The following is a 22,439-nucleotide window of genomic DNA, read 5'->3' as shown; positions in this document are numbered from 1 at the left end:
ATCATTAGAAAGAAATGCCCGGAGGGATCAAGATTCTCCTGGTCGACGCACAGGACCGGCAACGCTCCGCAGAGCAAGAACCCGCGATCGGCAAGGAGACAATGGCAATGGGCAAGCAACGGGCGACAGAGATTGCCCTCACAAACGAACTGGTCCGGCGGGCGCTGGACATCCGCCATGAGGACCTGCCTTTGGCGGTACGGCAGGTCTCTCGTGACAGTCTGGCCGACTGGCTGGCCTGCACGCTGGCGGGGCGCGAAGAACCGGGCAGCCGTATCGTGGCGCAGGCCCTGCTGGAGGAAGGCGGGGCGGCGCAGGCGATCTTGATCGGTGACGGCGCGCGAGTGAGCGTTGCACAGGCCGCCCTCGCCAACGGCACGGCGTCCCACGCCCTGGACTATGACGACGTGAATTTGGCGTTGCCGGGGCATCCCGGTGTTGCCATCTTCCCCGCGGTGGTCGCCCTTGCGGATTACCTGGACGTCAGTGGCCCTGCGTTGTACGCAGCGTTCGTCGCAGGCTACGAGACCGCGTGCCGCATCGGCGTGCTGCTGGCTCCCGGTCATTACGCGAGGGGCTTTCACGCGACCGCAACCATCGGCAGTCTCGGCGCGGCGGTGGCATGCGCGCATCTGTTGAAGCTGTCCGCAGAACAAACCTGCCACGCTTTGGGTGTCGCCGCCACGCAGGCTGCCGGACTCAAATCGATGTTCGGCGGAATGGCCAAGCCGCTGCATGCCGGCATGGCAGCGCAGACGGGCGCACGCGCGGCGTTGCTCGCTCGCAAAGGTTTCGTCAGCCGGCTCGATGCGATTGAATGCTTACAGGGTTTCGCGGACACCCATGGCGACGACTTTCGGGTGGATGAAGCCTTGGCCGATCCTCCTGGCGGGTACCACCTGCTCGGCAATCTCTTCAAGTTTCACGCTGCTTGCTTCAGCACGCATTCGACGATAGAGGCGGTCAGGGACCTGCGGCATATGCACGCTTTGCAGGCCGCTGACATCACGGCTATCGACGTGGTCGCAGGCGATGCCTGCTCCATCTGCAATATCCAGGAGCCCGCGACTGCCCTGGAGGCCAAATTCAGTCTGCGTGCCGCCGCGTCATTCGCGCTATTGGACATCGACACTGCCCGGTTGGATACCTGGGGCCGCGTTGCCGAATCCGATATTAAGGCAATGATGCGTCGAGTGCGCGTCACGCTGGTGCCGGGGATGAGCTTGAGCGCGGCGGCGGTGACGCTGCACACGCAGTCGGGAGCATCGTTTCGGAAAGACGTGGATGCCGGGGTTCCGCTATCCGATAAGACGCAACAGTCACGCCGGGTCGAGGAAAAGTTTCTCGCGGTCACGGCGCCGTTTCTGAATCCGAATCAGGGCCGCCGCATTCTGGCGTCCCTGGACACCTTGCAAGGCGCAGGACGTCCCCGCGACTTCCTGGCCCTGCTTCATCAAGAGATCGACCGAGGAGACATCAGCAAATGAGCAAAGACAGCATCTACGGCAAAGTGGCCAAGGGCGAACCGTATCGTAAGGCCGGCGCCCGCCTGACCGAGGACGCGGAGGATGTGCAGAAGCGCACGAAGCTGGGCGACCCTGAACAGCAGCTGCGCGAGTATCCCTATTACCATCGCTTCGACAAGGCCCATCTGGTGATGCTGGCGGAGCAGGGTTTCCATACGCGCGAGGACGCAGTCAAAATGCTCGGCGCGCTGCGGGAGATGGAGAAGACCGGGGTGGAGAAGGTGCGCGCCGAGACAGAAGCCGGCGAGCACTCCGGCGAGGCCTGGTTGATTACTTCCCTGGGCGAGGAGGTCGGTGGTCGCATACACGCCGGCCGCAGCTCGGGGGATTTCATGGCGGTCACCAGCCGTATCTTTATCCGGGAGTCCATCCTCAAATTGATGGCCGCTTCCATAGAACTGCGCAAAGCCTTGGTCAAACTGGCCAGCGAGCACGTGGATACCGTGATGCCGGCGTCGACTTGGTCGCAACATGCGCAGCCGACCAGTTTTGCGCACTACGCCATGTCCTGGGAACTGGCGCTCGAAAACGACTTTCAGCGACTGAAACAACTCTACGACCGGGTGAACGTGAGCCCCGCCGGCGCCGCCATCATGACGGGGTCGCGTTATCCCATCAAACGTGAGCGCACCGCCGAGTTGTTGGGCTTCGATGGCGTGATTACCAATACTCGCTATGCCGTGCTCGGCTTCGATGGCTGGTTGGGCGTGCCGGCCGAGGCCTACACGGTGCCGTCGCTGCTCATGATGAATGTGTCGGGCATCGCCTCGGAGCTGTATCTTTGGTCGAATACCGAGTTCTCTTACGTCGAATTGGCGGATCGTTACTGCGGCACCAGCAGCATCATGCCGCAGAAGAAAAATCCGTACACGTTGATGTGGGTGCGCGGAGCCGCCGCCCGGACTTATGGTCGATTGGCCTCGTATATGTACGAGATGCATGATGCCTGCATGGGTTATACGCGACAGCTGGCGCCGACCCTGGACGACATTCTGGAAGCAACGCAGATCATGACTGGCGTGCTGAACACTTTGTCGATCAAGAAAGATCGCATGCTGGAGAACGCCACCAACCTGAATTGGATTTGCGCCACCGATATCGCCGACGTGCTCGTGCTGGAGAAAGGCCTGCCGTTCCGCACCGCGCACCAGATCGTGGCCATCCTGGTCCGACTCGGCATCAGTCGAGGGCTGAGCCAGAATGCCGTCACACCTGAACTCGTGGACGAAGCAGCCGTGGAATATATGGGCAAGCCGCTAGGCCTGAGCGCCGATTCTCTGCGCAAGGCATTGGACCCGGCCGAATGCATCAAGGCGCGCCAGTTGATCGGTGGACCCGCGCCGGAACGTGTGGAGGAGGATATCGCCCGCGCGCGCGGACAATACAAGGCCGACACTGCCGAGCTTGATGTCATTACGGAACGCCTTGCAGGGTCGGAGCGCAAGCTTGAGGAGGCAATTGATCGAATCGTAGGCTGATCGCCATGGTGAGTGCGGAAGGCAGTGCAAGCGCCTTCCGCGACGGAGCCGCGGATGATGTTCAATCAGTGAGTACGGGTTATCGGGCCGTAAGTCCCGGGCCTGAAAGTCATCGATGAATGACGAGGAGACGACATGACGAAGAGATGGAAACTGCTGCTGTGCGGCCTGGCCATGGCTGCCGGGGTAAACACCCCCGCGCTCGCCGACCGTGTGATCAAGATTATCGTGCCGTATGGGCCTGGCGCCACGCTGGACACGGTGGCCCGCAATTTGAATGTGGATCTGGGCAAGGCCCTTGGTGCGACGGTGATTGTGGAAAACCGCGCCGGCGCCGGCGGCAGTCTGGGCACGGCCTATGCGGCGCGCGCGACGGACAACAATACCTTGCTGTTGACGGCGGCCAGCCATAATCTGGCGCTGTATCTTTATCGCACGCCAGGCTACGACCCGGTCAAGGACTTTACCGCCGTGGCTTACCTGGGTAATGCCGGCTTCGTGATCGCCACACCAGGCAAGCTCGGTGTCAATTCCTTGCAGGATTACATCGCGCTGATCAAGAGCAAGCCTGGCGACTTGAATTATTCGTCAGCGGGCAATGGCGGTGCGACGCATCTTGCGATGGCGTCTTTCCTGGCGACGATTCAGGGCAAGATGCAGCACATACCCATGAAAGCCACGGGCGACGCCATCAACGAGGTGCTGGCCGGCCGGGCGCAGGGCACGGCCGCCGCGGTGCCTGCCATCATAGGTTTCAAGACCGATCCCCGTATCAAGATGCTGGCCTATACAGGTGCGAAGCGTTCGCCGCTGCTGCCGGACCTGCCCACGGCGGCCGAAGCGGGCGCGCCCGGTTTCAAGTATGACACCTGGTTTGGCCTGCTTGCCCCCAAGAGCATGCCCAAGGACGAGGTAGAGAAAATTCATGCCGCCATGTCCAAGGCACTGGCTTTGCCCGAGGTGCAGGCGCGCCTGGGTAAGCTGGGTGTCGATTATGAGCCGATGTCGATCGCCGACTTCGATGGGCTGCTCAAGAAGGACTACGAGGCAAGTGGAAAAATGGTCAAGGCGGTGGGTGTGCAGATCGAGTGAGCCGCGGCAAGGCTTTCATTGTTGCGGCCTACAAGACATGTTCCGATAACCGAAACACTATTGTGTTGCCCGGAACAGACTTTCAGAATGCCTGACATTAGAAAAATGTCGGAGACAACATGAAGGTCCTTCAAGCAGTTCTTGCTTTGGCCGTGGTCGGCTACGCCTGCGCGGCGCAGGCGGACTATCCCGACCGGCCACTGAAGATGGTGGTTCCTTACTCGGCAGGTGGCGCGGCAGATGTGCAGGCTCGTCTGGTGTCGGCCAAATTGGGTACGTTGCTTGGGCAACAGGTCGTGGTGGAGAATCGGCCTGGCGCCAGTGGCACGATCGGCGCTGCCTACGTGGCCCATGCGCCGGCCGACGGCTACACCGTGCTTTACGATGCGACCGCGCATGCCGTGAACCCGGCGATGTACAAAGCACTGACGTATGACACGCGCCGTGATTTCATTCCGGTGTCGCTGGTCAGCCTGACGCCCAATCTGCTCGTGGTGCCCGCGACTTCGCCGGCGCACACGATCCAGGATCTGACGCAGGCAGCGCGCGCCAAGCCTGGGCGCGTCAATTACGGATCGCCCGGCATTGGAACGGCCCAATACCTGGCGGCCGAACTGTATGCCCATGGATTCGGCTTGAAGCTGACGCACGTTCCCTATAAGGGTGGCGCCCCAGCGCTATCAGACCTCATGGGCGGGCAGATCGATATGATGTTCAGCAACATGGCCGCGTCCTCTCCGCTGGTACGCAGTGGTAAATTGCGCGCCCTGGCCGTTAGCGCCCGCGAGCGGGTGGCCGGCCTGCCCGACGTACCGACTGTTGCTGAATCAGGTTTGGCCGGATACGAGATGTATGAGTGGAACGGCATCTTTCTGCCGGCAGGGACGCCGTCCGATATTGTCAATCGCCTGGAGCGTGCCGTTCACGAAGCAGTGAACGATCCCGCGACCAAGCAGAAACTGTCCGATCTCGGCGCGCAGCCAGTGGGCTCGTCGTCCAGCGACTTTGGGGCCTTCGTCGAACGTGAGATGAAACGGTCCGCACAGGTGCTTGCCGATGCCGGGATTCAGGCGGAATAAGCCCACCGGAAAGTATTCATCCGACCGCCCGCCATGCCGTTTTGGCTGTCTCGCGTTGCATCAACCATTTGATTAAGAAGCAGCGAAGCGCGCAGCTACATTGTTAAAGGCCTCGGCGGCCGTCTTCACGTCGTCGATGGAAATATGGCGGTGCGTGACACACCTAAGCATGAACTCCCCCCACGGCCGGACCAGAACACCAGCTTCGCGTAGCGCCTTTTCCCAGTCCTTTGCCGGTTTTCCGCTAAGCGCCGTGTCGACGAGCACGATGTTGGTCTGAGGTGTGCTGACCTTGATCGTCGCGACTTTTGCGACAGCCGAACTCAAGGCGGCCGCCGATTTCTGATCCTCAACGAGGCGATCTACCATCGTCTCGATGGCGACTAGGCCAGCAGCCGCAGCAATCCCCACCTGTCGCTGGTTTCCGCCGAGCGCTCGCCGAAGCTCGCGGGCTTTCGCGATGGTGGCGCGAGGTCCGACCAGTACGGCGCCCATCGGTGCGCTAAGCCCTTTTGAAAGGCAAACGGACACGGTGTCGCAATGGTCAGCGATCTGTCTGGCTGGGACGCCTAAACAGGCAGCAGCATTGAACAACCTTGCACCGTCCAGGTGAACGACAGCGCCAGCGGCATGCGCGTGAGTTTTCACCTCTTCCATGTAAGCGAGCGGTAGAACCGTGCCGCCCGCACTGTTATGCGAAGTTTCAAGGCAAACCACCGCTGTGCGCAGCTTGCTTCGATTCCCGGACAATGCCCGGCGCAGCGCGTCCATATCCATGGCGCCGGCCGCGCCAGCGAGTGGTGTGTAAAAGGCACCGGAGATTGCAGCGCCCCCGCGCTCCGCGCCGTAGATATGCGAGTCGGCGTGAGCCAGCACCACCTCCTGCCGTCCCGCCTGCGCCATGATTGCAGTCAGATTCGCCATCGTGGCACTGGGCATAAACACGCCGGCGGCCTTGCCAAGTAGTTTGGCGGTTGATTGTTCCAGCTTTGCTGCCGTGGGATCCCCATCCAGGCCGTCATCACCGAGATCAGCATTGGCGATTGCTTCATACATCGATGCCGTTGGCCGTGTGACCGTATCGCTGCGGATATCGATGACGTAATCGATGCCCGCGGCTGAATTGAAATGTTCTGATGTCATCATTCGCGCGTCGCTCCCCAGTCAAGGTTGCAGCGTGATGTGCGAGTCAGAGATCAGCTTGGCGAATTTCTTCACGTCCGCATCCAGGAATTTCGAGAACGCTTCCGGGGTCTCGTAGCTCGGTTCGCCGACCGTGGCACGCAACGTCGCTGCCAAGGCGGGATCCTGCAGGATCTTGACGATTTCCTCGTTCACACGGCTGACAATTTTCGGGTCGGTGTGCGGCGGGGCGAATAGGCCAAACCAGCTTTCCAGCTGATAGCCGGGTACGACTTCGCCGATGGCGGGCACTTCCGGAAATGTAGATATCCGTTTCTCGGTCGTGACGCCCAATGCTTTGAGCTGGCCCTTATCCATAAAGGGTTTCACGGCAGCCGGGCTTGCGTAAGTCATCGTCACACGCTTCGCAATGACATCGAGTACTTGTTGGGATGAGCCTTTGTAAGGGATGTGCTGGATCTGAACGTTGGCTAGCTTGCCCAGCAGTTCTCCTGCCAGATGTTGTGCCGTTCCGATGCCGCTCGTCGAGTAGGAGAGCGAGTTGGGATTCTGCCTGGCGTACGCAATCAGTTCGGTCAGGTTCTTGACGGGAACATCGGGGTGCACCACCAGCACGTTCGGTGCGCGGACGACGAGCGCGACGGGGCTGAGATCCTTGAGAGGGTCGTAGCCTATCTGCGGATTCAGTGACGGCGTGATGGCGACTTCACCCGCGGTCGCCAGGACGAACGTATAGCCGTCAGGGGGCGACGTTATCAGATAGCGGACCCCAAGCGCACCGCCCGCGCCTGGCTTGTTTTCTACAACGATGGGTTGGCCGAGCCGTTGCCCCAGTCGCTGTGCAAGCTCGCGCGCTGTCTGGTCGACGCCACCTCCAGCCGAAAAGGGTACAACGAGCTTGATTGGATGGTCGGGCCAGGCGGCGTGCGCGAGCGGCGCAGCCCCCAATAGCAGTGTTGCGGTTAGCGCGGAGGCCGCAAGACGATAGAGTTTGTGTAGACAGAACATGGTATTTCCCCTTGAGTAGTACCCCCCCTTTGCGGGGGTGGTGATGTCAATCCGCCTTGCCGTAGCCGCCACCTCCCGGCGTGCAGACACGCAGGACTTGCCCTGCACGAAGTTTGATCTCTGCCGCCGCGGCAGGTAGCTTGCGCTCACCAGCGGTGCCTGGGTCCAGCACGAACTGACCCAGGCCGCCATCGCCGCCGCCATCCGTGCCACCGGCAGCGACATGTTGCCGCTCCGACGACAGGCTGAGCACGACATTTTTGCCGGTCACACGATAATCTCGCAGAATGCCAGCGCCACCCTTAAAGTGTCCTTTGCCGCCGCTCGGCCGGTTGATTTCATACCGTTCGATGACGAAAGGATAGGAGTGCTCCAACGCTTCCACGGGAAGGTTCGAAGATCCGGACGCGTGCACCCGAACGGCATCCATGCCATGACGGTAAGACCTGGCACCCATGCCGCCGGCCAGCGTTTCATAGTTCACGAAATACTTTCCGGTGCGAGGATCATCGCCTGCGAGCACGATCAGCTGGTGAGGGCCGCTGCGAGCCAGACCTTTGCCCGGCATTGCCTTGGATATTGCCGTCGCGATGACATCGCCAAGTACGGCGCAGGAAATCGCTCGCGCGCCGATGGCCGCTGGTGCCACCGGACCGACCACCGTGCCGCGAGGAATGCGTACCTCGATGGTCCGGAAATAGCCTGCGTTGGCGGCGATACCCGGATCGAGCATGCTCTTGACGACGGTGTAGACCGTGGCGATCAATGCGCGGTACGGAATGTTGCGCGCGGACTCCAATTGCGGCGCGGAGCCGTCGAAGTCCAGAACTAGTTTTCCTTTCTCGACGAGCAGCTTCAGGCGGATTTCGGCAGTCTCGCCTTCCTCATTGCCATCAAGGTAATCGCTGGATTGATAGACACCCTGTGGCAGCGCTTCAATGGCGCGCAGAAAGCGCCGTTCGGTGAAATCCAGATAGCCTGCGATCGTTTCTTGGAGCGATTCCACGCCATAGCGCGTGAACAGCGCTTCCATCGCACGCAAGCCTACGGTGTTCGCGGCAATCTGCGCGCGGATGTCACCCGAGCGCTCCTCGGGCGTGCGCGAGTTGAGCAGGAAAATGTCGAGGATATCGGTGTTCAACGTGCCGCCGGAGATCAAGCGGACGGGAGGAATGCGTATCCCCTCCTGGAAGATCGATGTGCAGATGGCGGCCTCTGACCCAGGGACCATACCGCCCACATCGGCGTGGTGGGCGATGTTCGCAACGAAGGCCACGATCGCACCGTCGAAGAAAACCGGGGCGATCATGTTGACGTCCGGAAGGTGGGAGCCGCCGCCGTTGTAGGGATCGTTCGCGATGAACATATCCCCCGGCTTGATCTGCTCGCGGGGGAATTTGTCGCAGATGGCGCCCACCACGCCGACCATCGATCCCAAGTGGATGGGCACGCGTTGCGGCAGCGCAATGACATTGCCCTCGCTGTCAAAGACCGCCGTGGAGCAGTCGTGGCGTTCCTTGATGTTCGGAGAAAATGCCGCGCGGGTGAGCGCGGCGCCCATTTCCTCGGTTACGCCGAGAAGATAGCGCGCCACTACCTCTGCGCGGATCGGATCAATGGGCTTCTTCATGCTTGAACTCCTTGCGCTGCCAAAATGTCGGCCAAATCGAGGTGCAGATAACCGTACTCATCCACCAGCACATGCGCGCCGGGGGGCACGACCGTCGTGGTGTCCATCTGTTCAATGACGGCGGGGCCGTCAAAGCGCGTGCCGGCGGAAAGGGCGCCGCGCTTGAAAATCGGGGTGTCCACAAATCCCGTGCTTGCGAACCATACCCGGCGCTCGCCGTCTTTCGCGGACGCCAGATCACCGCCTTCTTGTATCTTGATGGTCGACGGCTTGGTCGTTTCGATAATGACTGAACCTCGCACGTTGACCACCTGGACGTCATGGGAGGCCAATTGATAGCCCAATAGATCCTCGTGCTTTTGATGAAATGCAGCACGCAGTCCGTTCAAGATAGCCGCGTCAATGTGGGCTGCCTCGATCTCCAAGGTCAGCTCGGAGCTCTGTCCGAGATACCGCAGGCCTATCCTCCAGGTATGTTTGACGCTGAGCGCGATGTCGCTGCTCTCGTCCTTTACCCATGCGGCTATGCGTTCGTTGAGATCGCGGAAGGCCGTGTTGACGCGATCGATGGAGGCGGCCTCCGCCGGCACCAGGCAGGTCATGCTGAAGTCGCCACGTTGGTCGGATTGCAATAGCCCCTGGGCCGACAGCAAGCCCGGACGCGGCGGCACGATGACATCTTTCATGCCGGCGGCGAGGGCGACTTCAGCCGCGTGCAGCGGACCGGCGCCGCCGAACGCGACCAGCGCGTAGTCTCTGGGATCTTCACCCTGTTCGACGGATATGACTCGAACCGCACCCGTCATGTGCACCGTGGCAATCTTCAGAATTCCGATCGCCGCATCCTCGATGCTCATATCCAGGCTTTCGCAGAGTGTCGTCCGGATCGCGCCTGCAGCGTTGTCCGGATAGACTTTCATGCGGCCGTCCAACAGCGAGACGGGACTTAAGCGGCCGAGCAGCACGTTGGCATCGGTGACGGTCGGCTTGTCGCCGCCGCGGCCATACGCGGCAGGACCGGGATAGGCACTCGCGCTCTGAGGGCCCACCTTGAGCATTCCTCCTGCGTCGATCCATGCCAGGCTGCCGCCGCCGGCGCCGATGGTGTGAATGTCGAAGGTCGGCGCCCGGACGGGCAGGCCGCCCATCTGGCGTTCGCTTTTCATCGAGGGATTCAGATCTTTGACCAGGCACACGTCGGTACTGGTGCCACCCATGTCGAATGCCACCAGGCCTTTTTTGCCGACATCCCTGCCGACGGCTACAGTAGCCATCACCCCGCCGGCGGGACCGGAAAAAAAGGTATTGATGGGTAAGCGGCGCACCGTCGCTGCGGTGACCGCGCCGCCATTTGATTGCATGACACGCGCCGGTCGCTTGACGCCCATGTCACGGACACCGTGCTCGAACTGCTCAAGGTACCGATCCATGACCGGCATCAGGCTTGCATTTACCGTCGCCGTGACAAAACGCTCGTACTCGCGCATTTCCGGCAAGACATCTTCGGAGGTGCAGACATAGGCATTCGGCCAGGTCTCGCGAGCAATTTGCAAAGCCCTGCGTTCATGCTCGGGATTCGCGTAGGAATGGAGGAAGCATATGGCGATGGCGCCGACACCGCGCTCGCGCAGCGTGGCCACCGCATCCCGAACCGCCTTTTCGTCCAGACCTGTGATGGGGGCGCCGTCGTATTGAACGCGTTCGGGCACTTCAATCCTGTCGTCCCGAAGCGAGGGTGGAATCGGTTTGGGAACATCCAGATCGAAATAGTGGGGGCGCCGCTGACGCGCGATATCCAGGAGGTCACCGAAACCCGCGCTGGTAATCAGGCCCGTGCGGGCCCATTTGCCTTCCAGTACGGCGTTCGTCGCCAATGTCGTCCCGAGCACCACGAAGTCCACGTCATTCGCTCTGACGGAAGAGATATGCAACAGCTCCCGCACTCCGTCCAGAATCCCCTTGGCGGGGTCTTTGGTCTGCGTCGGTACCTTGTGATAGACGCAGCGATCGCTCTCTGCATCACGGAGAACCAAATCGGTGAAGGTGCCCCCGGTATCGATGCCTATCCAAAAATTTCCCATGTTCTCTTCTGCCTTTTACAGTTTGGCGCGGGTCGGGACCCGCATTGCACTGCTATCTTCTCCGGGTCCTGGCCTAATGACAATTTGAAGTTTTTTGAATATTCTTAAGTAATGCCTAATAATTTCAAGTTGCGGCAACTCCAGGGTTTCGTCGCGGCGGCGGAACTGGGATCGTTTGCGCTGGCTGCGGCCCAAACCTCGATGACGCCGCCCGCTTTCTCTCAGCTGATCAAAGAGCTGGAGTCCAATCTTGGTGTGGCGCTGTTCGACAGGACCACCCGGCGCCTGCACCTGACGGCCGCCGGTGAGCAGCTTCTCTTGAGTGTTCGGCGACCGTTGCAGGATCTGGATCATGCAAGTGCTGATATGCGCGCGCTTGTTGAGGGAAGTCGCGGGCGCATCGCCTTTTCCATTCTTCACTCTTTGGCGTTCGGGATAGGCACGCGCACCTTGGCTGCGTTACAGCAGTCGCATCCAAGCATTGCTGTTCAGATGATCGAGGACCAGAACGATGTCTTGATTGAGCGGATCGTGAACCGGGAGGTCGATTTTGGCCTGGGCATGTTCACGCATGCGGTGAGCGAACTCGCCTTCGAGCCGCTTTTCGTGGACGAACTGGTGGCGGTTCTCAGGGAGGATCACCCCCTGGCACGAAAGACGGTTGTGGAGTGGGGCGAACTGGCGGAACATCCCCTTATCCTGCTTCCGCAGAAATCCAGCGTCAGGCGATTGGCTGAAGCATCCTTGCTGCTTACTGGATTGCCGCGCAAGGCGGGGCATGAGGTCGTCAGTATGGTGACGGCCATCAATATGGCATCGGCTGGTCTTGGTATCACCATCCTGCCTAAGTTATCGTTGCCGTGGCTGAAGGTAGACCATATGGCGCATCGCTCGATCGGCGAGCCCAGGCCTCACCGTCAAATCGGCATCATTCGTAGAACCAGCCCCTCGATTCCCGCCGCCGAAGAGACCGTGCTCAATCAAATGCGGCGGCAGGCGCTCACGACGTCGGACGTATTGCGAGAAGCGTGATGCAGACCCAAGGGCGGGGACTTCTACTCAATCGCGTGAGCATGGGTTGATCGTCTTGTCATGCGCCGTGGATTCCGTCCGGCATCACCATCAGAATCAAAACGTCCCCGGGTACCCACCGCCGTCCATCAATATGTTCTGTCCCGTCATATACCCGGCATGCGCGGAACATACAAAGGCGCATAGCGCGCCAAGTTCTTCGGCCTGGCCGTAGCGGCCGGCGGGATTGGCGCGGCCACGCTCGTCCCAGAGGACTTCGAAAGACCTCCCAGTCTGTTCCACCATGCCGCGGATGTGGCGCGCTTGCGCATCGGTGGCGAAAGCGCCCGGCAATAAATTGTTGATCGTGACGTTGTGCCGCACCGTCTGCCGCGCCAGCCCCGCGACGAACCCAACCAGGCCGCTGCGGGCGGCATTGGACAAACCCAGTTCGGCATGCGGTGCCTTGACGCTGCGCGAAACGATATTGACGATGCGGCCGAATCCACGTTTCTCCATGCCATCTATTGTTTGGCGGATCATGTCTATCGGGCCCAGCATCATCGCATCCAGGGCGTCCAGCCAATCCTCACGCTGCCAATCGCGGAAATCACCCGGCAGGGGACCATCGGCATTGTTGATCAGGATGTCGGGCGCCGGGCAGGCTTCAAGCGCGGCCTTGCGGCCATCCTCCGTCGTCATGTCGGCCGATACCCAGGACACGACCTGGCCGGTTTCATGGCCTATCTCCGCTGCGGCGCTTGCCAGCGTGGCGGCTGTCCTGGCGGCCAGCGTTACTTTTACGCCTTCCATGGCAAGCTGGCGGGCACAGGCGCGGCCCAAGCCCCGGCTGCCTCCGAAGACGAGCGCCGCTTTTCCTTTGATGCCCAGATCCATCTTTTGATACTCCAGTTTGGCTGCCGCAACCGCGGTGCGCCCGTCAGTTGAACAGGCCGTGTTTTTCTTATTGAACCCTCAATGGGAGTCCAGAAGGGGATGAGCGTGAGGCGATGACCGCACATGCTCCCTGGTGATTCGCACAAGCTCCTGCACCAACTCCCGCTTACGCGGTGCGCTTGGAATGACCATTCCCACTTCACGAAAGAACCGATCCTGACCAAGGTCTATCTCGCACAGTTGATCCCGATGCCGCGATAGATCCTTCACGGGGATCAGCGCTGCGCCGATGCCGCAGGCCACGATTTCCAGAATGGCATCGACGTCCTGGCATTCGATGTGGCAGTCAGGCTGAAGGTGGTGCTCCTGCAAGAATCTATCCACCACCCGTCCTCCAAAAGACGCGCTGTCATAGCGGATGAACGGGCGGCTGCGCAGGACATGCCGCCAGTCGTCCGTGGCATCCGCGATGGGGCAGATGACTTTGAAGGGTTCCCGAAGCAGGGGTATCCATTCAAGTTCCGGCGGAATGCTGAAGAACGGTTTCACCACCATGGCGGCGTCCAGGGTGCCCTGGTCCACGGCCGTCAACAAGGGCAGAGAGCCGCCCAACTCAAGATGCGTTTTTATATCCGGGCTGGACGACACCAGTCCTTGAATGACCCGGGGCAGATACTGCCGCTGCATGCTCTGGATGGCACCCAGGCGCAGATTCCCGCGAAGGGCCCCGGATTTCTTTACATCCTGAAGTTCAGCACATAGATGAAGGATGTGCTCGGCCCGAGAGACGATCTCGATCCCGGACTGGTTCAGGCGGACGTGACGCCCGACTCGATCGAATAATTGAAGCTGAAGAGATTCTTCAAGGCGCTGAATCTGCGCGCTCGCTGCCGCCTGCGTCAACCCAATCTCGCGCGCGGCGGCCGTGACGCTTCCCAGCCTTGCCACGGCGGCAAGCGTTCGCAGTTCTTTAAGCATTTCCCATGATCGCTTTTGATCCCTTGGTCACCATAGCGTCGACCCCCAATAAGATCCATAGGTGTGTCCCCTTAGCGCATGCCCGCTTTTTCGGCTGGGGAGCCTTACAAATATAAATTGTGATTCCCACAAAAAAATACAGTTTTTCGTCCCCCTGATTTGTACATAAGATGAAGTCACTCCACGGACGCCCCGGCGCAACGGTGACGCCGCGGAGATAAATAGACACATAGATCAAGGGGTTGATCATGATGGCATCCACTTCGCCAGACGAAGGGAGTACGCACGTCCGCAAGCGACGGCGGACATTGCAGCTTGCAGTCGCGTCCGCGTTATTGGGTTCCTTGCCGCTGGCGGCGCGGGCGCAGCGCGAGGTCTATCCCGAGCGGCCGATGACGCTCATCGTCCCGTTCACCGCCGCTGGCGGGACCGACCTGACGGCCAGGATTTTTGCCAGGGTGCTGGAAAAGTACGCAAAGCAGTCTGTCATGGTGTTGAACCGTGCTGGGGCTGGCGGCGAAATCGGCATGGCGCAGGTTTCTCGATCCGCGCCGGATGGCTACACCTTGGGGCTGCTCAATACCCCGAATGTGGTGAGCATCCCTATCGAGCGGGAAGCGCAGTTTCAACTGGCCAGCTTCGATCCGCTGGCGAGTCTGGTGGACGACCCGGCAACGCTGAGTGTCCATGGCGATTCGCCGGTCAGATCTCTCCAGGATCTGGTCGCACTGGCGCGGCAGCGACCGGACGAACTGCATTACGGCACGGCGGGCGTCGGGTCCGCCGGCCACCTGTCCCTGCTGCTGCTACAGCAAAAAACAGGTATTCGGCTTCGTCATGTCCCCTACAAAGGCACCGCAGATGTCAGGACCGCGCTGCTCGGACGGCAACTCGATGTGGCCGCCGTCAATCTCAGCGAAGCGCTGGCGTTTGGGGAAGGGGTGCCGTGGCGCACGCTTGGCGTCATGAGCCAGGCCCGCTCCCCCTTCGTGCCCACGCTGCCGACTTTCACTGAAGCGGGGTACCCGATCCTGTGGGGCTCGCTTCGTGGCATAGGCGTTCCGAAGGGACTGCCGCCTGAATGCCGCGCGAAATTGAGCGCAATGGTCATAGACGCGGCGAAGGATTCCCGGTTTATCGGCGATACCAAAGTGGCGAAGCAAGAAGTCAGATTGCTGGCCGGAGACGAGTACGTAAAGGAGCTATTACGACAGCGCGACCAGTTGCAGGCGTTGTGGAACACATCGCCATGGCAGGTCTAAGGGGAAATCAATGAAAACAGTGATCGCGTGCGCCTTGATGGCGTTTGCCGCGGTAGCTCACGCGGCGTATCCGGAGCAGCCAATCACCGTAGTCGTGCCTTTTCCGGCGGGAGCGGGTACGGACCTCACGGCCAGGACGATAGCAATGTGCATGGAGACGAAAATCCCGAACGCACGTTTCATTGTCTTGAACAAGCCCGGGGCCGCTGGCGATATCGCCATGGGTTATCTGGCCCATGCCCAGAACGACGGCTACACGATCGGCATCGTGAATACCCCTGGTGTCGTCAGCCTGCCCATCGAACGAAAACGGAACTACTCGATCGACAGCTTCGATTTCATCGCCAATCTTGTTGAGGACCCCGGCACCATTAGCGTGCGTTCGGACAGCCCGATCAAAACCGTCAGCGACCTCATCGCCGCATCGAAAGAGCACCCGGACAGCATCACGGTAGGAACCCAGGGGGTGGGCTCCGCGGGACATATCTCTACCCTGCTTTTGGAGCAGGCCGCGGGTATCAAGGTCATGCCCGTGCCATTTCAAGGGGCATCGCCGGCAAGCGTCGCCTTGCTCGGCAAGGTGATCGACAGCAGCATGGCCAACCTGGGCGAGGCCATGACCTTTGCCAAGGGCAACCCATGGCGCATCGTCGGCGTCATGAGCGATCAGCGCTCTCCGGATGCTCCGGACATTCCGACGTTCAAGGAATCCGGTTTCAACGTCATCTCCGGCAGCATGCGCGGGCTCGCCGCGCCGCGCGGTATTCCGGCGGCCGCCATGACGACATTGGCCGATGCCGTGGATAAGTGCAATCAGGATCCCGCCTACCTGCAGAAAGCAAAGTCAACGTTTCAGCCCCTTCGCTATATCAAGCACGACGAGTATGTGAAGGCCTTGAAAGATTTGGACGGGCAGCTCAGGAAGCTCTGGGCAGCCCAGCCTTGGACCGTCTAACCAACCGATACAGCCTGGAGTATTCGATGAGAACAGACCTTCATACCTACGACGATATCAGCGCCTATCTGTCCGAGCGTGACACCGTGCTGATACCCGTGGGTGCGGTGGAACAGTATGGGGCGCATCTGGCGACCGGCACGGAATTGCGCATCTGCGAAGAGATTGCCACGGAGGTCGGCGAGCGTGCCGGGCTGGCAGTGACGCCTATCGTGCCGGTGAACTACTCGGCCATGTTCCTTGATTACGCCGGCACGCTGTCCGTCGAGATGGAAACGGTGGAGCGCTACCTCAAAGAGATGTGCGACGCCCTGGCCGGGCAAGGCTTCCGGCATTTCTTCTTTATCAACATCCACGCCGGTTCCTTGGGCCCGATAGAAAGCGTGTGCCGCCACCTGCGGCGTAAGTACGGCGCCGTCGGTGGCCTCATCGATGTTTTCTCGATCATGCGTGACGTTTCCGCAGGCCAGTTCGTCACGAAGAGCGCGCCCAGCGGGCATGCTTCGGAAATGGTCACGTCAGTCGCATTGGCCAAATTCCCGCACCTGGTATTCATGGATCGGGCCAAGGCAGCGGGTCCTCTTCGGGCATTTACCGACGGGGTGAACACCGTGTCCAGCGGCAAGGTGACGCTAGGGAAGTCCAGTTTCTCTGTGTTCAGCGACATCAGCGACTACGCGGAAATCGGCACGCAAGGTGACCCGACGCACGCAACGGCCGAACTTGGCCAGGAGATCTGGGAGCGCACCGTCACGTACATGGCTGAAGCCGCATCCCGATTCAGCACGATGTCGTTTGCAAAGGCGGAGGCGTGATGAGCAGGCAGAATCCGCTGATGCAACTCTGGGGGCAGGGCAAGCCGGTCTTCGGCACCTGGGCGACGATGGTGCGCCACCCGCGGTTCATGAAACTTCTTGCGGTGACGGGACTGGATTTTGTCCTGATCGAAATGGAACATAGCGACTTTTCCATCAGCGAGGTCGCGACGATGTGCCTCGTGGCACGAGAGGCCGGTCTGGTACCTATCGTCCGCCCCGCAGGCTCCGACTCGCACGACTACACCCGTCCTCTGGATGCCGGCGCGATGGGCTTGCTGCTGCCGAATATCGAGACGCCCCAGCAGTTGGAGCAGATTCTCCAATACACCAAATACGGCCCGCGTGGGCAACGCATCCTGAATATGCGCGGTCCCCACACGGACTACATCAAGCTGACGTCGCCGCTGGAGCAAGTGGCGGAACTCAACGCCAATACGGCGACGATCGCGATGATGGAAACGAAAGTCGGGCTGGATAATCTGGAAACGATATGCCAGGTCGCCGGTCTGGACGCCATCATGATCGGCCCCGATGATCTGACGCAGGATCTTGGCATCCCCGGTGATATGAATCACCCGCGTTACCAGGAAGCGGTCGAGCATGTCATCGGCACATGCGCGAAGCACAACATTCCCTGGGGCTTCAGTTGTCAGGACCTGACGTCCGCTGAGCGCTGGATCGCGCGGGGCATCGGCTGGATGCCGTTCAGTAATGACGTCAACAGCCTCTTCAACACTTTCAACCAGGCTGCCACAGGTTTGAAGCGCCTGGCGGCACGATAGAGGGCTACGGCATGTCCGACCACACTTTGATGAAAACCACCGCGCGTTATCGCCCTTATGGCTGGCGCGCCAAGATAGGCCTGATCGTTCCGTCGACCAATACGATCAATGAGCCGGAGTTTTACAGGATGGCCCCAGAAGGCGTGACCGTACACTCGGGTCGTGCCATCAATGCGGGACCGGCAACCCAGGAGAACTACGATCGCATGGCGCGAGGTGTGATCGAGGCCGCGGAGTTGATCAAGACCGCGGAAGTCGACGTCGTGGCCTACGGCTGCACCTCGGGGTCCATCGTCTGCTCGCTCGATGAATTGTGCGACGGCATGAGCGAGCGGGTCGGTGCACCCGCGATTGCGACGGCGGGCGCCGTGGTGGCGGCTTTACGTGCCCTCGGGGTCAAACGCGTGGCCGTCGGCACCCCGTATATTGAATTCGTGAACACCCGCGAGCGGGAATTCCTGGAGCAATATGGCTTCGAGGTGGTCTCCATAGACGGGCTGGATCTGGGCCATACCCAGGAGGAACGACGGGATATCGGCCGCGTGCCTCCGCAGGTGGCCTATCAACTGGCACGCGACATCGATCGCCCGGAAGCAGACGCGATCTTTCTGTCGTGCACCAATCTTGCCACCATCGACATGATCCAGCGGATCGAGGATGAGCTTGGGAAACCCGTGGTGACGAGTAATCAGGCCACGCTTTGGGGCTGCTTACGCCTTCTGGGTCTGCCCGATGCCATCCAGGGGTATGGCAAGCTGCTTAGCGAGCAGCTGGCGCCCATTACTCGCGCAAGCTACTCGCTTGGATAGGTCCATGAGTCCGGATCCCGACATCAAACTGGCCGAGCATCTGTTCACCGCGCTGCGAGATGCGAGCACCGACGGGAAAGGCGTCACGCGTGACGCCTACGGGCAGGGAGAGCAGACGGCCCACACCATCATATCGAATTGTGCGAAGGAGCTTGGGCTACTTGTCAATATCGATGGGAGCGGGAATCTCTATCTGACGCTGCCGGGAAAGGACCGAAGCCGTCCAATGCGAATGACGGGATCTCATCTGGATTCGGTGCCGGTTGGGGGCAACTTCGATGGCGCCGCCGGCGTCATCGCCGGCTTGGCGGTGCTTGCCGGTTGGCGCGCGGCGGGCTATGTCCCGGCCGTTGACGTTACCGTAATGGGAATACGGGCCGAGGAAAGCACCTGGTTTCCGTACTCCTACTTAGGCAGCAAAGCGGCGTTCGGCCTGGTCGATAATACGGTGCTCGACCTGCGGCGCGCCGATACCGGCAGAACCTTGCGGGACCATATGGTGGACCTTGGTCTGGATCCGGGCCGATTTGGGCGGCCGGCGCTGAATGCGGAGGGGATAGACCGATTCATTGAACTCCACATCGAACAAGGCCCGAAGCTCGTCAACGCCAAGGTCCCGGTAGGCATCGTCACCGGTATTCGCGGCAGCTTCCGGTATCGGGATATGCGTTGGCTGGGCAAATATGCCCATTCCGGTGCGGTCGACCGGAGGGATAGAAGCGATGCGGTTCGCGCGGCCGCGGTGTGGATGGCCGGGATCGATGCGGAATGGGAAGCGCTGGACGAGGCCGGCGAAGACCTTGTAGTCACGGTCGGCAAACTGGCGACCAATCCGACGGAGCACGCATTCAGCAAGGTGGCCGGCGAGCTGGATTGTTGTATCGACGTAAGAAGCATCAGTGAGGAAGTCCTGGACCGGTATGACCAGATTCTCCGGGCCAAGGCGAGCACTGTCTGTCAGCGGACCGCCACGAAGGTGGAGTTCGGGCAGAAGACGGGGTCCCGGCCGGCGCTGATGCATCCTGGTTTGGTGGGGCTGCTTGGCGCCTATGCGAGCACCCGGGGCATCAATGCGATGGACATGCCCAGCGGGGCGGGCCACGACGCCGCCGTGTTCGCCAACCTGGGTGTCAAGACGGCGATGATTTTTGTAAGAAACGAGCATGGCTCGCACAATCCTGATGAGGCCATGGCGCTGGATGATTTCGCGCTTGCCGCGCGGCTGCTGGCCGATGGATTGGCGGATGATCGTTAAGCGATTAGTTCACTGGAGTTAAGCGATGAAGTGTCTTGTGGTTCAACCCATCCATGCCGACGGCGTGGCCCTTCTTGAGCGCGCGGGCATCGCGTGCATCGTGCCGAAGTCAGCCGACATGGGCGATGTTGCTCAGGCGATTGGCGACTGCGAGGCGGTGATTACCCGCAACGCCGGCCTCGACACGCAAGCCATCGAGGCGGGTCATCGCTTGCGTGTCATCGGCAGTCACGGCGCCGGCACGAACATGATCGATATTGCCAGCGCCACCGCGCGCGGGATCGCAGTAGTGAATACCCCGGGCGCCAACGCAAGGTCCGTGGCGGAGCTGGTGATTTCGATGGCGCTCGCCCTGGTCAAGCGCACGGTCGCGCTCGACCACGCAGTGCGGCAGGGAAACTGGGATGCGCGCTATGACGCGGGCCTGCGCGAACTCTCCGGCATGACGCTGGGCGTGGTGGGCTTCGGCCAGATTGGCCGTGCCGTTGCACAAATCTCGCGCGACGGCTTCGGTATGACGGTGTACGTATACTCCCCATCGGTGTCGGCGGAGGATGTCCGCGCGGCGGGATGTGTACCGGTATCTAGCATGGCGGAGCTGGTCAGGCAGGCGGACATCGTGTCGCTTCATCGGCCGGGCAACCCGGGCCCGGGTCCGCTGGTCGATGCGTCGGTGCTTGCCGCGATGAAGCGTGGTGCGATCTTGATTAACACCGCTCGCGCGAATCTCGTCGACGAGCAGGCGCTGGCCGCCGCGCTGCGGTCTGGCCACCTGTCTGGTGCGGGTGTCGATGTGTTTTCCAAGGAGCCGCCTCCGCCCGAGCACCCCTTGCTGGGGCTTGCGCAAGTGGTGCTCGCGCCGCACGCGGGAGGAAGCACGGAAGAGGCGCTGCAGCGAACGGCGACGGCCGTGGCCGGGCAGGTGTTGAAAGTGCTCGAGGGCGCGCGCCCCGACCATCTCGTGAATCCTGCAGTATGGTCGGAGGCCGCAGCGCGCTGACCGAAACAAACTAGCGGAAGAAGCGCGCCAAGGCCTTGGCAACGGCCTCCGGCTGTTCCTCCGGTTGGAAATGCCCGCAGTGCAGGATGGTATCGCTGTGCACATCGTCTCCATACGGCCTGAGCGTAGCCGCCATGTCTGGAATCGAGCCTTGGTCGGAAGATAATCCCAAGACTGGCATGGCCAGGCGGCGCGTTTCTGCCAACGCCTTGTTTTGGGTGGCGGATTCGGACAAGGAACGATAGAAGGCCAGTCCGGCGCGCAAGCCACCGGGCGCGCTCAGCAGACGCTCGTATTCGGCCATTTCGATCTCGCCATAGCAGGAGGGATTAGCGGTTTTCTCCCTAAAGAACCATTCGAGATAAATCCGCTCACGTCCTTGCAGCAGGGCTTCTGGAAGGTCGGCCACCGCATGGAACGAGAAGTGCCAGGTCTTCCAGGATTTTTCGGAAGAGGACGGCAACATGTCCGGCAGTGACACGCCCGGAATGCCGGCGTCCATCAGGGTAAGGGCGCGTATCTCGTCGTCGAACATCATTGCATAGGGAAACGCTACCCACGCGCCGACATCGTGCGCCGCAAGGTAGTAGCGTCCCAAGCCCAGTGACCCGATGAAATCATGTAAACGCCGGGCAACCGTCTGTGTGTCATAGCCCGATAAGGGCTTATCGCTGTCACCTTGTCCGGGTAAGTCGACGGCAACGATCCGGTACCGGTCAGCGAGTCGCTCCATCACATGGCGCCAGGCGAACCAGCTTTCGGGAAAACCGGCGAGCAGAACCAGTGCCGGCCTGTCTTCGCGGCCTCCGGCGACATAGTGAAAGCGCAAACCATTCGCGCGACCGAATTGATGGCTGAAGCCCGCAGGGGGCGCAGGAAGTTTGGTGAAAGTCATGGTGATGGGCCTGGAGAATAAGATGGGCCTGGAAAATAGACGCTCGCGCCGGCGAACAGGGCGATAAAGGAGTGCGCGGTCAGTCCAGCAACCGGAGCGCGCGTCGCATGAACGCGTCTGCATCGTCTGTGAGCGTGGATGCCTTCGCTACCACGCGCATGCCCTGCAGAAGCGCCAGCAGCACGCTTGCGGTCGCGTTAATGTCGATGTCCGCCGGAATCGATCCGTCATCGCGGCCAGCGGCGATAAGCGCTTTAAGCGCTGCCAAGCGTTTCTTTAACTGTTGATTCAGCACATCGGCCGCAACACCAAGCTGCTCTATATCCGTGATGCCGGCGACAACCATGCAGCCAAGCTTGCCGTCGCGTCCCTGGCTCAACGCGACGTAGTCGCGGAGCAGTTCGGCAATTCTGCTTTTGCCATCCTTGACGTGTTCAAGCCGCTCCCGCAAGCGCATTTCCCGCTGGTCGATGTAGCGTTCCAAAGCTTTGGCGAAGACGCCTTGCTTGTCCGTGTAGGCCTTGTAAATGCTCCCCGCCGTCAGCCCGGTGGCTTCAGTAATGTCGCTGATACTTACCCCGCTAAAGCTGCGATGACGGAACAACGTGATCGCCGCATCGAGGAAGGCTGCTTCGTCGAACTCGCGGGGTCTGCCGCGGGACTTGTGCGCGGAAGGGGCTACGGGGGAGGAGGGCATGATTCGTATATTGGAAATGATCGTTCCCAATATAGGCGAGCGA

General features: G+C 60.8%; 20 protein-coding genes. 12 read left to right on the top strand and 8 right to left on the bottom strand.

All coding sequences use genetic code 11. The annotated features are described in order from the left end of the window. The first annotated feature begins 14 nt into the window (after nucleotides 1–14). The 4 genes from ASB57_RS11745 (at nucleotide 15) to ASB57_RS11730 (ending at nucleotide 5,175) form a co-directional block, all read left to right on the top strand. The gene (locus tag ASB57_RS11745) at nucleotides 15–1,487 is read left to right on the top strand and encodes an MmgE/PrpD family protein (protein ID WP_082621549.1); all 1,473 of its coding nucleotides are present in this window, start codon (nucleotides 15–17) and stop codon (nucleotides 1,485–1,487) included. Beyond that, nucleotides 1,484–3,004, top strand: a complete 1,521-nt coding sequence (gene argH / locus ASB57_RS11740) for an argininosuccinate lyase (RefSeq protein WP_057652395.1) — start codon at nucleotides 1,484–1,486, stop codon at nucleotides 3,002–3,004. The genes ASB57_RS11745 and argH overlap by 4 nt, the downstream gene beginning before the upstream one ends. Nucleotides 3,005–3,139: 135 nt before the next feature. Then, nucleotides 3,140–4,096 (top strand): tripartite tricarboxylate transporter substrate-binding protein, encoded by a 957-nt coding sequence (locus ASB57_RS11735; protein WP_057652394.1) that lies wholly within the window; start codon nucleotides 3,140–3,142, stop codon nucleotides 4,094–4,096. Nucleotides 4,097–4,215: 119 nt separating this feature from the next. Continuing rightward, nucleotides 4,216–5,175 carry a tripartite tricarboxylate transporter substrate binding protein gene (locus ASB57_RS11730; protein WP_057652393.1) on the top strand — a complete coding sequence of 320 codons (960 nt, stop codon included), beginning with the start codon at nucleotides 4,216–4,218 and terminating at the stop codon, nucleotides 5,173–5,175. A 72-nt stretch (nucleotides 5,176–5,247) separates the two neighbouring features. Here ASB57_RS11730 and ASB57_RS11725 read toward each other — a convergent pair whose 3' ends face one another. From ASB57_RS11725 to ASB57_RS11710, 4 genes are read right to left on the bottom strand one after another with little or no spacing between them, the layout of a single operon-like run. Then, a complete protein-coding gene (locus ASB57_RS11725) occupies nucleotides 5,248–6,321 on the bottom strand; it encodes a low specificity L-threonine aldolase (protein WP_231755403.1) in 1,074 nt (357 codons plus the stop codon). An 18-nt stretch (nucleotides 6,322–6,339) separates the two neighbouring features. Continuing rightward, nucleotides 6,340–7,326, bottom strand: coding sequence for a tripartite tricarboxylate transporter substrate binding protein (locus tag ASB57_RS11720; protein ID WP_057652392.1), 987 nt, complete (start codon nucleotides 7,324–7,326; stop codon nucleotides 6,340–6,342). A 46-nt stretch (nucleotides 7,327–7,372) separates the two neighbouring features. Next, nucleotides 7,373–8,956, bottom strand: a complete 1,584-nt coding sequence (locus ASB57_RS11715; RefSeq protein WP_057652391.1) for a hydantoinase B/oxoprolinase family protein — start codon at nucleotides 8,954–8,956, stop codon at nucleotides 7,373–7,375. Next, nucleotides 8,953–11,037, bottom strand: coding sequence for a hydantoinase/oxoprolinase family protein (locus ASB57_RS11710; RefSeq protein WP_057652390.1), 2,085 nt, complete (start codon nucleotides 11,035–11,037; stop codon nucleotides 8,953–8,955). Before ASB57_RS11710 ends, ASB57_RS11715 begins: the two co-directional genes overlap by 4 nt. A 111-nt stretch (nucleotides 11,038–11,148) precedes the next feature. Here ASB57_RS11710 and ASB57_RS11705 point away from each other — a divergent pair, with 111 nt between their 5' ends. Further along, nucleotides 11,149–12,069 carry a LysR family transcriptional regulator gene (locus tag ASB57_RS11705; RefSeq protein ID WP_057652389.1) on the top strand — a complete coding sequence of 307 codons (921 nt, stop codon included), beginning with the start codon at nucleotides 11,149–11,151 and terminating at the stop codon, nucleotides 12,067–12,069. A gap of 96 nt (nucleotides 12,070–12,165) precedes the next feature. Here ASB57_RS11705 and ASB57_RS11700 read toward each other — a convergent pair whose 3' ends face one another. Together ASB57_RS11700 and ASB57_RS11695 are read right to left on the bottom strand one after the other, a co-directional pair. Beyond that, on the bottom strand, nucleotides 12,166–12,945 hold the full coding sequence (locus tag ASB57_RS11700; RefSeq protein ID WP_057652388.1) for an SDR family NAD(P)-dependent oxidoreductase: 780 nt from the start codon (nucleotides 12,943–12,945) through the stop codon (nucleotides 12,166–12,168). Nucleotides 12,946–13,023: 78 nt separating this feature from the next. Further along, the gene (locus tag ASB57_RS11695) at nucleotides 13,024–13,923 is read right to left on the bottom strand and encodes a LysR family transcriptional regulator (RefSeq protein ID WP_057652387.1); all 900 of its coding nucleotides are present in this window, start codon (nucleotides 13,921–13,923) and stop codon (nucleotides 13,024–13,026) included. 248 nt (nucleotides 13,924–14,171) lie between these two features. Here ASB57_RS11695 and ASB57_RS11690 point away from each other — a divergent pair, with 248 nt between their 5' ends. Genes ASB57_RS11690 through ASB57_RS11660 form a run of 7 tightly spaced genes read left to right on the top strand, consistent with a single transcriptional unit; the run spans nucleotide 14,172 to nucleotide 20,804 of the window. Further along, nucleotides 14,172–15,185: a tripartite tricarboxylate transporter substrate binding protein gene (locus ASB57_RS11690; RefSeq protein WP_231755402.1), complete on the top strand. Its 1,014-nt coding sequence runs from the start codon at nucleotides 14,172–14,174 to the stop codon at nucleotides 15,183–15,185. A gap of 10 nt (nucleotides 15,186–15,195) precedes the next feature. Further along, nucleotides 15,196–16,140 carry a tripartite tricarboxylate transporter substrate binding protein gene (locus ASB57_RS11685; RefSeq protein WP_057652386.1) on the top strand — a complete coding sequence of 315 codons (945 nt, stop codon included), beginning with the start codon at nucleotides 15,196–15,198 and terminating at the stop codon, nucleotides 16,138–16,140. Nucleotides 16,141–16,166: 26 nt separating this feature from the next. Further along, nucleotides 16,167–16,955, top strand: a complete 789-nt coding sequence (locus tag ASB57_RS11680) for a creatininase family protein (RefSeq protein ID WP_057652385.1) — start codon at nucleotides 16,167–16,169, stop codon at nucleotides 16,953–16,955. After that, nucleotides 16,955–17,740, top strand: coding sequence for an HpcH/HpaI aldolase/citrate lyase family protein (locus ASB57_RS11675; RefSeq protein ID WP_057652384.1), 786 nt, complete (start codon nucleotides 16,955–16,957; stop codon nucleotides 17,738–17,740). Before ASB57_RS11680 ends, ASB57_RS11675 begins: the two co-directional genes overlap by 1 nt. An 11-nt stretch (nucleotides 17,741–17,751) precedes the next feature. Next, nucleotides 17,752–18,549 carry an aspartate/glutamate racemase family protein gene (locus ASB57_RS11670; protein WP_057652383.1) on the top strand — a complete coding sequence of 266 codons (798 nt, stop codon included), beginning with the start codon at nucleotides 17,752–17,754 and terminating at the stop codon, nucleotides 18,547–18,549. 4 nt (nucleotides 18,550–18,553) lie between these two features. After that, nucleotides 18,554–19,804, top strand: coding sequence for a Zn-dependent hydrolase (locus ASB57_RS11665; RefSeq protein WP_057652382.1), 1,251 nt, complete (start codon nucleotides 18,554–18,556; stop codon nucleotides 19,802–19,804). A gap of 25 nt (nucleotides 19,805–19,829) precedes the next feature. Beyond that, nucleotides 19,830–20,804, top strand: coding sequence for a hydroxyacid dehydrogenase (locus tag ASB57_RS11660; protein WP_057652381.1), 975 nt, complete (start codon nucleotides 19,830–19,832; stop codon nucleotides 20,802–20,804). A 10-nt stretch (nucleotides 20,805–20,814) separates the two neighbouring features. Here ASB57_RS11660 and ASB57_RS11655 read toward each other — a convergent pair whose 3' ends face one another. After that, complete coding sequence (locus tag ASB57_RS11655; RefSeq protein WP_057652380.1) at nucleotides 20,815–21,699, bottom strand: alpha/beta fold hydrolase; 885 nt, start codon at nucleotides 21,697–21,699, stop codon at nucleotides 20,815–20,817. A gap of 79 nt (nucleotides 21,700–21,778) precedes the next feature. Then, a complete protein-coding gene (locus tag ASB57_RS11650) occupies nucleotides 21,779–22,396 on the bottom strand; it encodes a TetR/AcrR family transcriptional regulator (RefSeq protein ID WP_057652379.1) in 618 nt (205 codons plus the stop codon). Nucleotides 22,397–22,439: the final 43 nt, after the last annotated feature.

This window comes from Bordetella sp. N, assembly GCF_001433395.1.
Classification (GTDB): Bacteria; Pseudomonadota; Gammaproteobacteria; order Burkholderiales; family Burkholderiaceae_B; genus Bordetella_C.
The sequence above is the reverse complement of the archived record's forward strand: the minus strand, read 5'-3'. Positions and strand labels throughout refer to the sequence as shown.

Coding starts and splice junctions, on each gene's coding strand:
- ASB57_RS11745 (WP_082621549.1), top strand. CDS start 15: ATGCCCGGAGGGATCAAGATTCTCCTGGTCGACGCACAGGACCGGCAA.
- argH (WP_057652395.1), top strand. CDS start 1,484: ATGAGCAAAGACAGCATCTACGGCAAAGTGGCCAAGGGCGAACCGTAT.
- ASB57_RS11735 (WP_057652394.1), top strand. CDS start 3,140: ATGACGAAGAGATGGAAACTGCTGCTGTGCGGCCTGGCCATGGCTGCC.
- ASB57_RS11730 (WP_057652393.1), top strand. CDS start 4,216: ATGAAGGTCCTTCAAGCAGTTCTTGCTTTGGCCGTGGTCGGCTACGCC.
- ASB57_RS11725 (WP_231755403.1), bottom strand. CDS start 6,321: ATGATGACATCAGAACATTTCAATTCAGCCGCGGGCATCGATTACGTC.
- ASB57_RS11720 (WP_057652392.1), bottom strand. CDS start 7,326: ATGTTCTGTCTACACAAACTCTATCGTCTTGCGGCCTCCGCGCTAACC.
- ASB57_RS11715 (WP_057652391.1), bottom strand. CDS start 8,956: ATGAAGAAGCCCATTGATCCGATCCGCGCAGAGGTAGTGGCGCGCTAT.
- ASB57_RS11710 (WP_057652390.1), bottom strand. CDS start 11,037: ATGGGAAATTTTTGGATAGGCATCGATACCGGGGGCACCTTCACCGAT.
- ASB57_RS11705 (WP_057652389.1), top strand. CDS start 11,149: ATGCCTAATAATTTCAAGTTGCGGCAACTCCAGGGTTTCGTCGCGGCG.
- ASB57_RS11700 (WP_057652388.1), bottom strand. CDS start 12,945: ATGGATCTGGGCATCAAAGGAAAAGCGGCGCTCGTCTTCGGAGGCAGC.
- ASB57_RS11695 (WP_057652387.1), bottom strand. CDS start 13,923: ATGCTTAAAGAACTGCGAACGCTTGCCGCCGTGGCAAGGCTGGGAAGC.
- ASB57_RS11690 (WP_231755402.1), top strand. CDS start 14,172: ATGATGGCATCCACTTCGCCAGACGAAGGGAGTACGCACGTCCGCAAG.
- ASB57_RS11685 (WP_057652386.1), top strand. CDS start 15,196: ATGAAAACAGTGATCGCGTGCGCCTTGATGGCGTTTGCCGCGGTAGCT.
- ASB57_RS11680 (WP_057652385.1), top strand. CDS start 16,167: ATGAGAACAGACCTTCATACCTACGACGATATCAGCGCCTATCTGTCC.
- ASB57_RS11675 (WP_057652384.1), top strand. CDS start 16,955: ATGAGCAGGCAGAATCCGCTGATGCAACTCTGGGGGCAGGGCAAGCCG.
- ASB57_RS11670 (WP_057652383.1), top strand. CDS start 17,752: ATGTCCGACCACACTTTGATGAAAACCACCGCGCGTTATCGCCCTTAT.
- ASB57_RS11665 (WP_057652382.1), top strand. CDS start 18,554: ATGAGTCCGGATCCCGACATCAAACTGGCCGAGCATCTGTTCACCGCG.
- ASB57_RS11660 (WP_057652381.1), top strand. CDS start 19,830: ATGAAGTGTCTTGTGGTTCAACCCATCCATGCCGACGGCGTGGCCCTT.
- ASB57_RS11655 (WP_057652380.1), bottom strand. CDS start 21,699: ATGACTTTCACCAAACTTCCTGCGCCCCCTGCGGGCTTCAGCCATCAA.
- ASB57_RS11650 (WP_057652379.1), bottom strand. CDS start 22,396: ATGCCCTCCTCCCCCGTAGCCCCTTCCGCGCACAAGTCCCGCGGCAGA.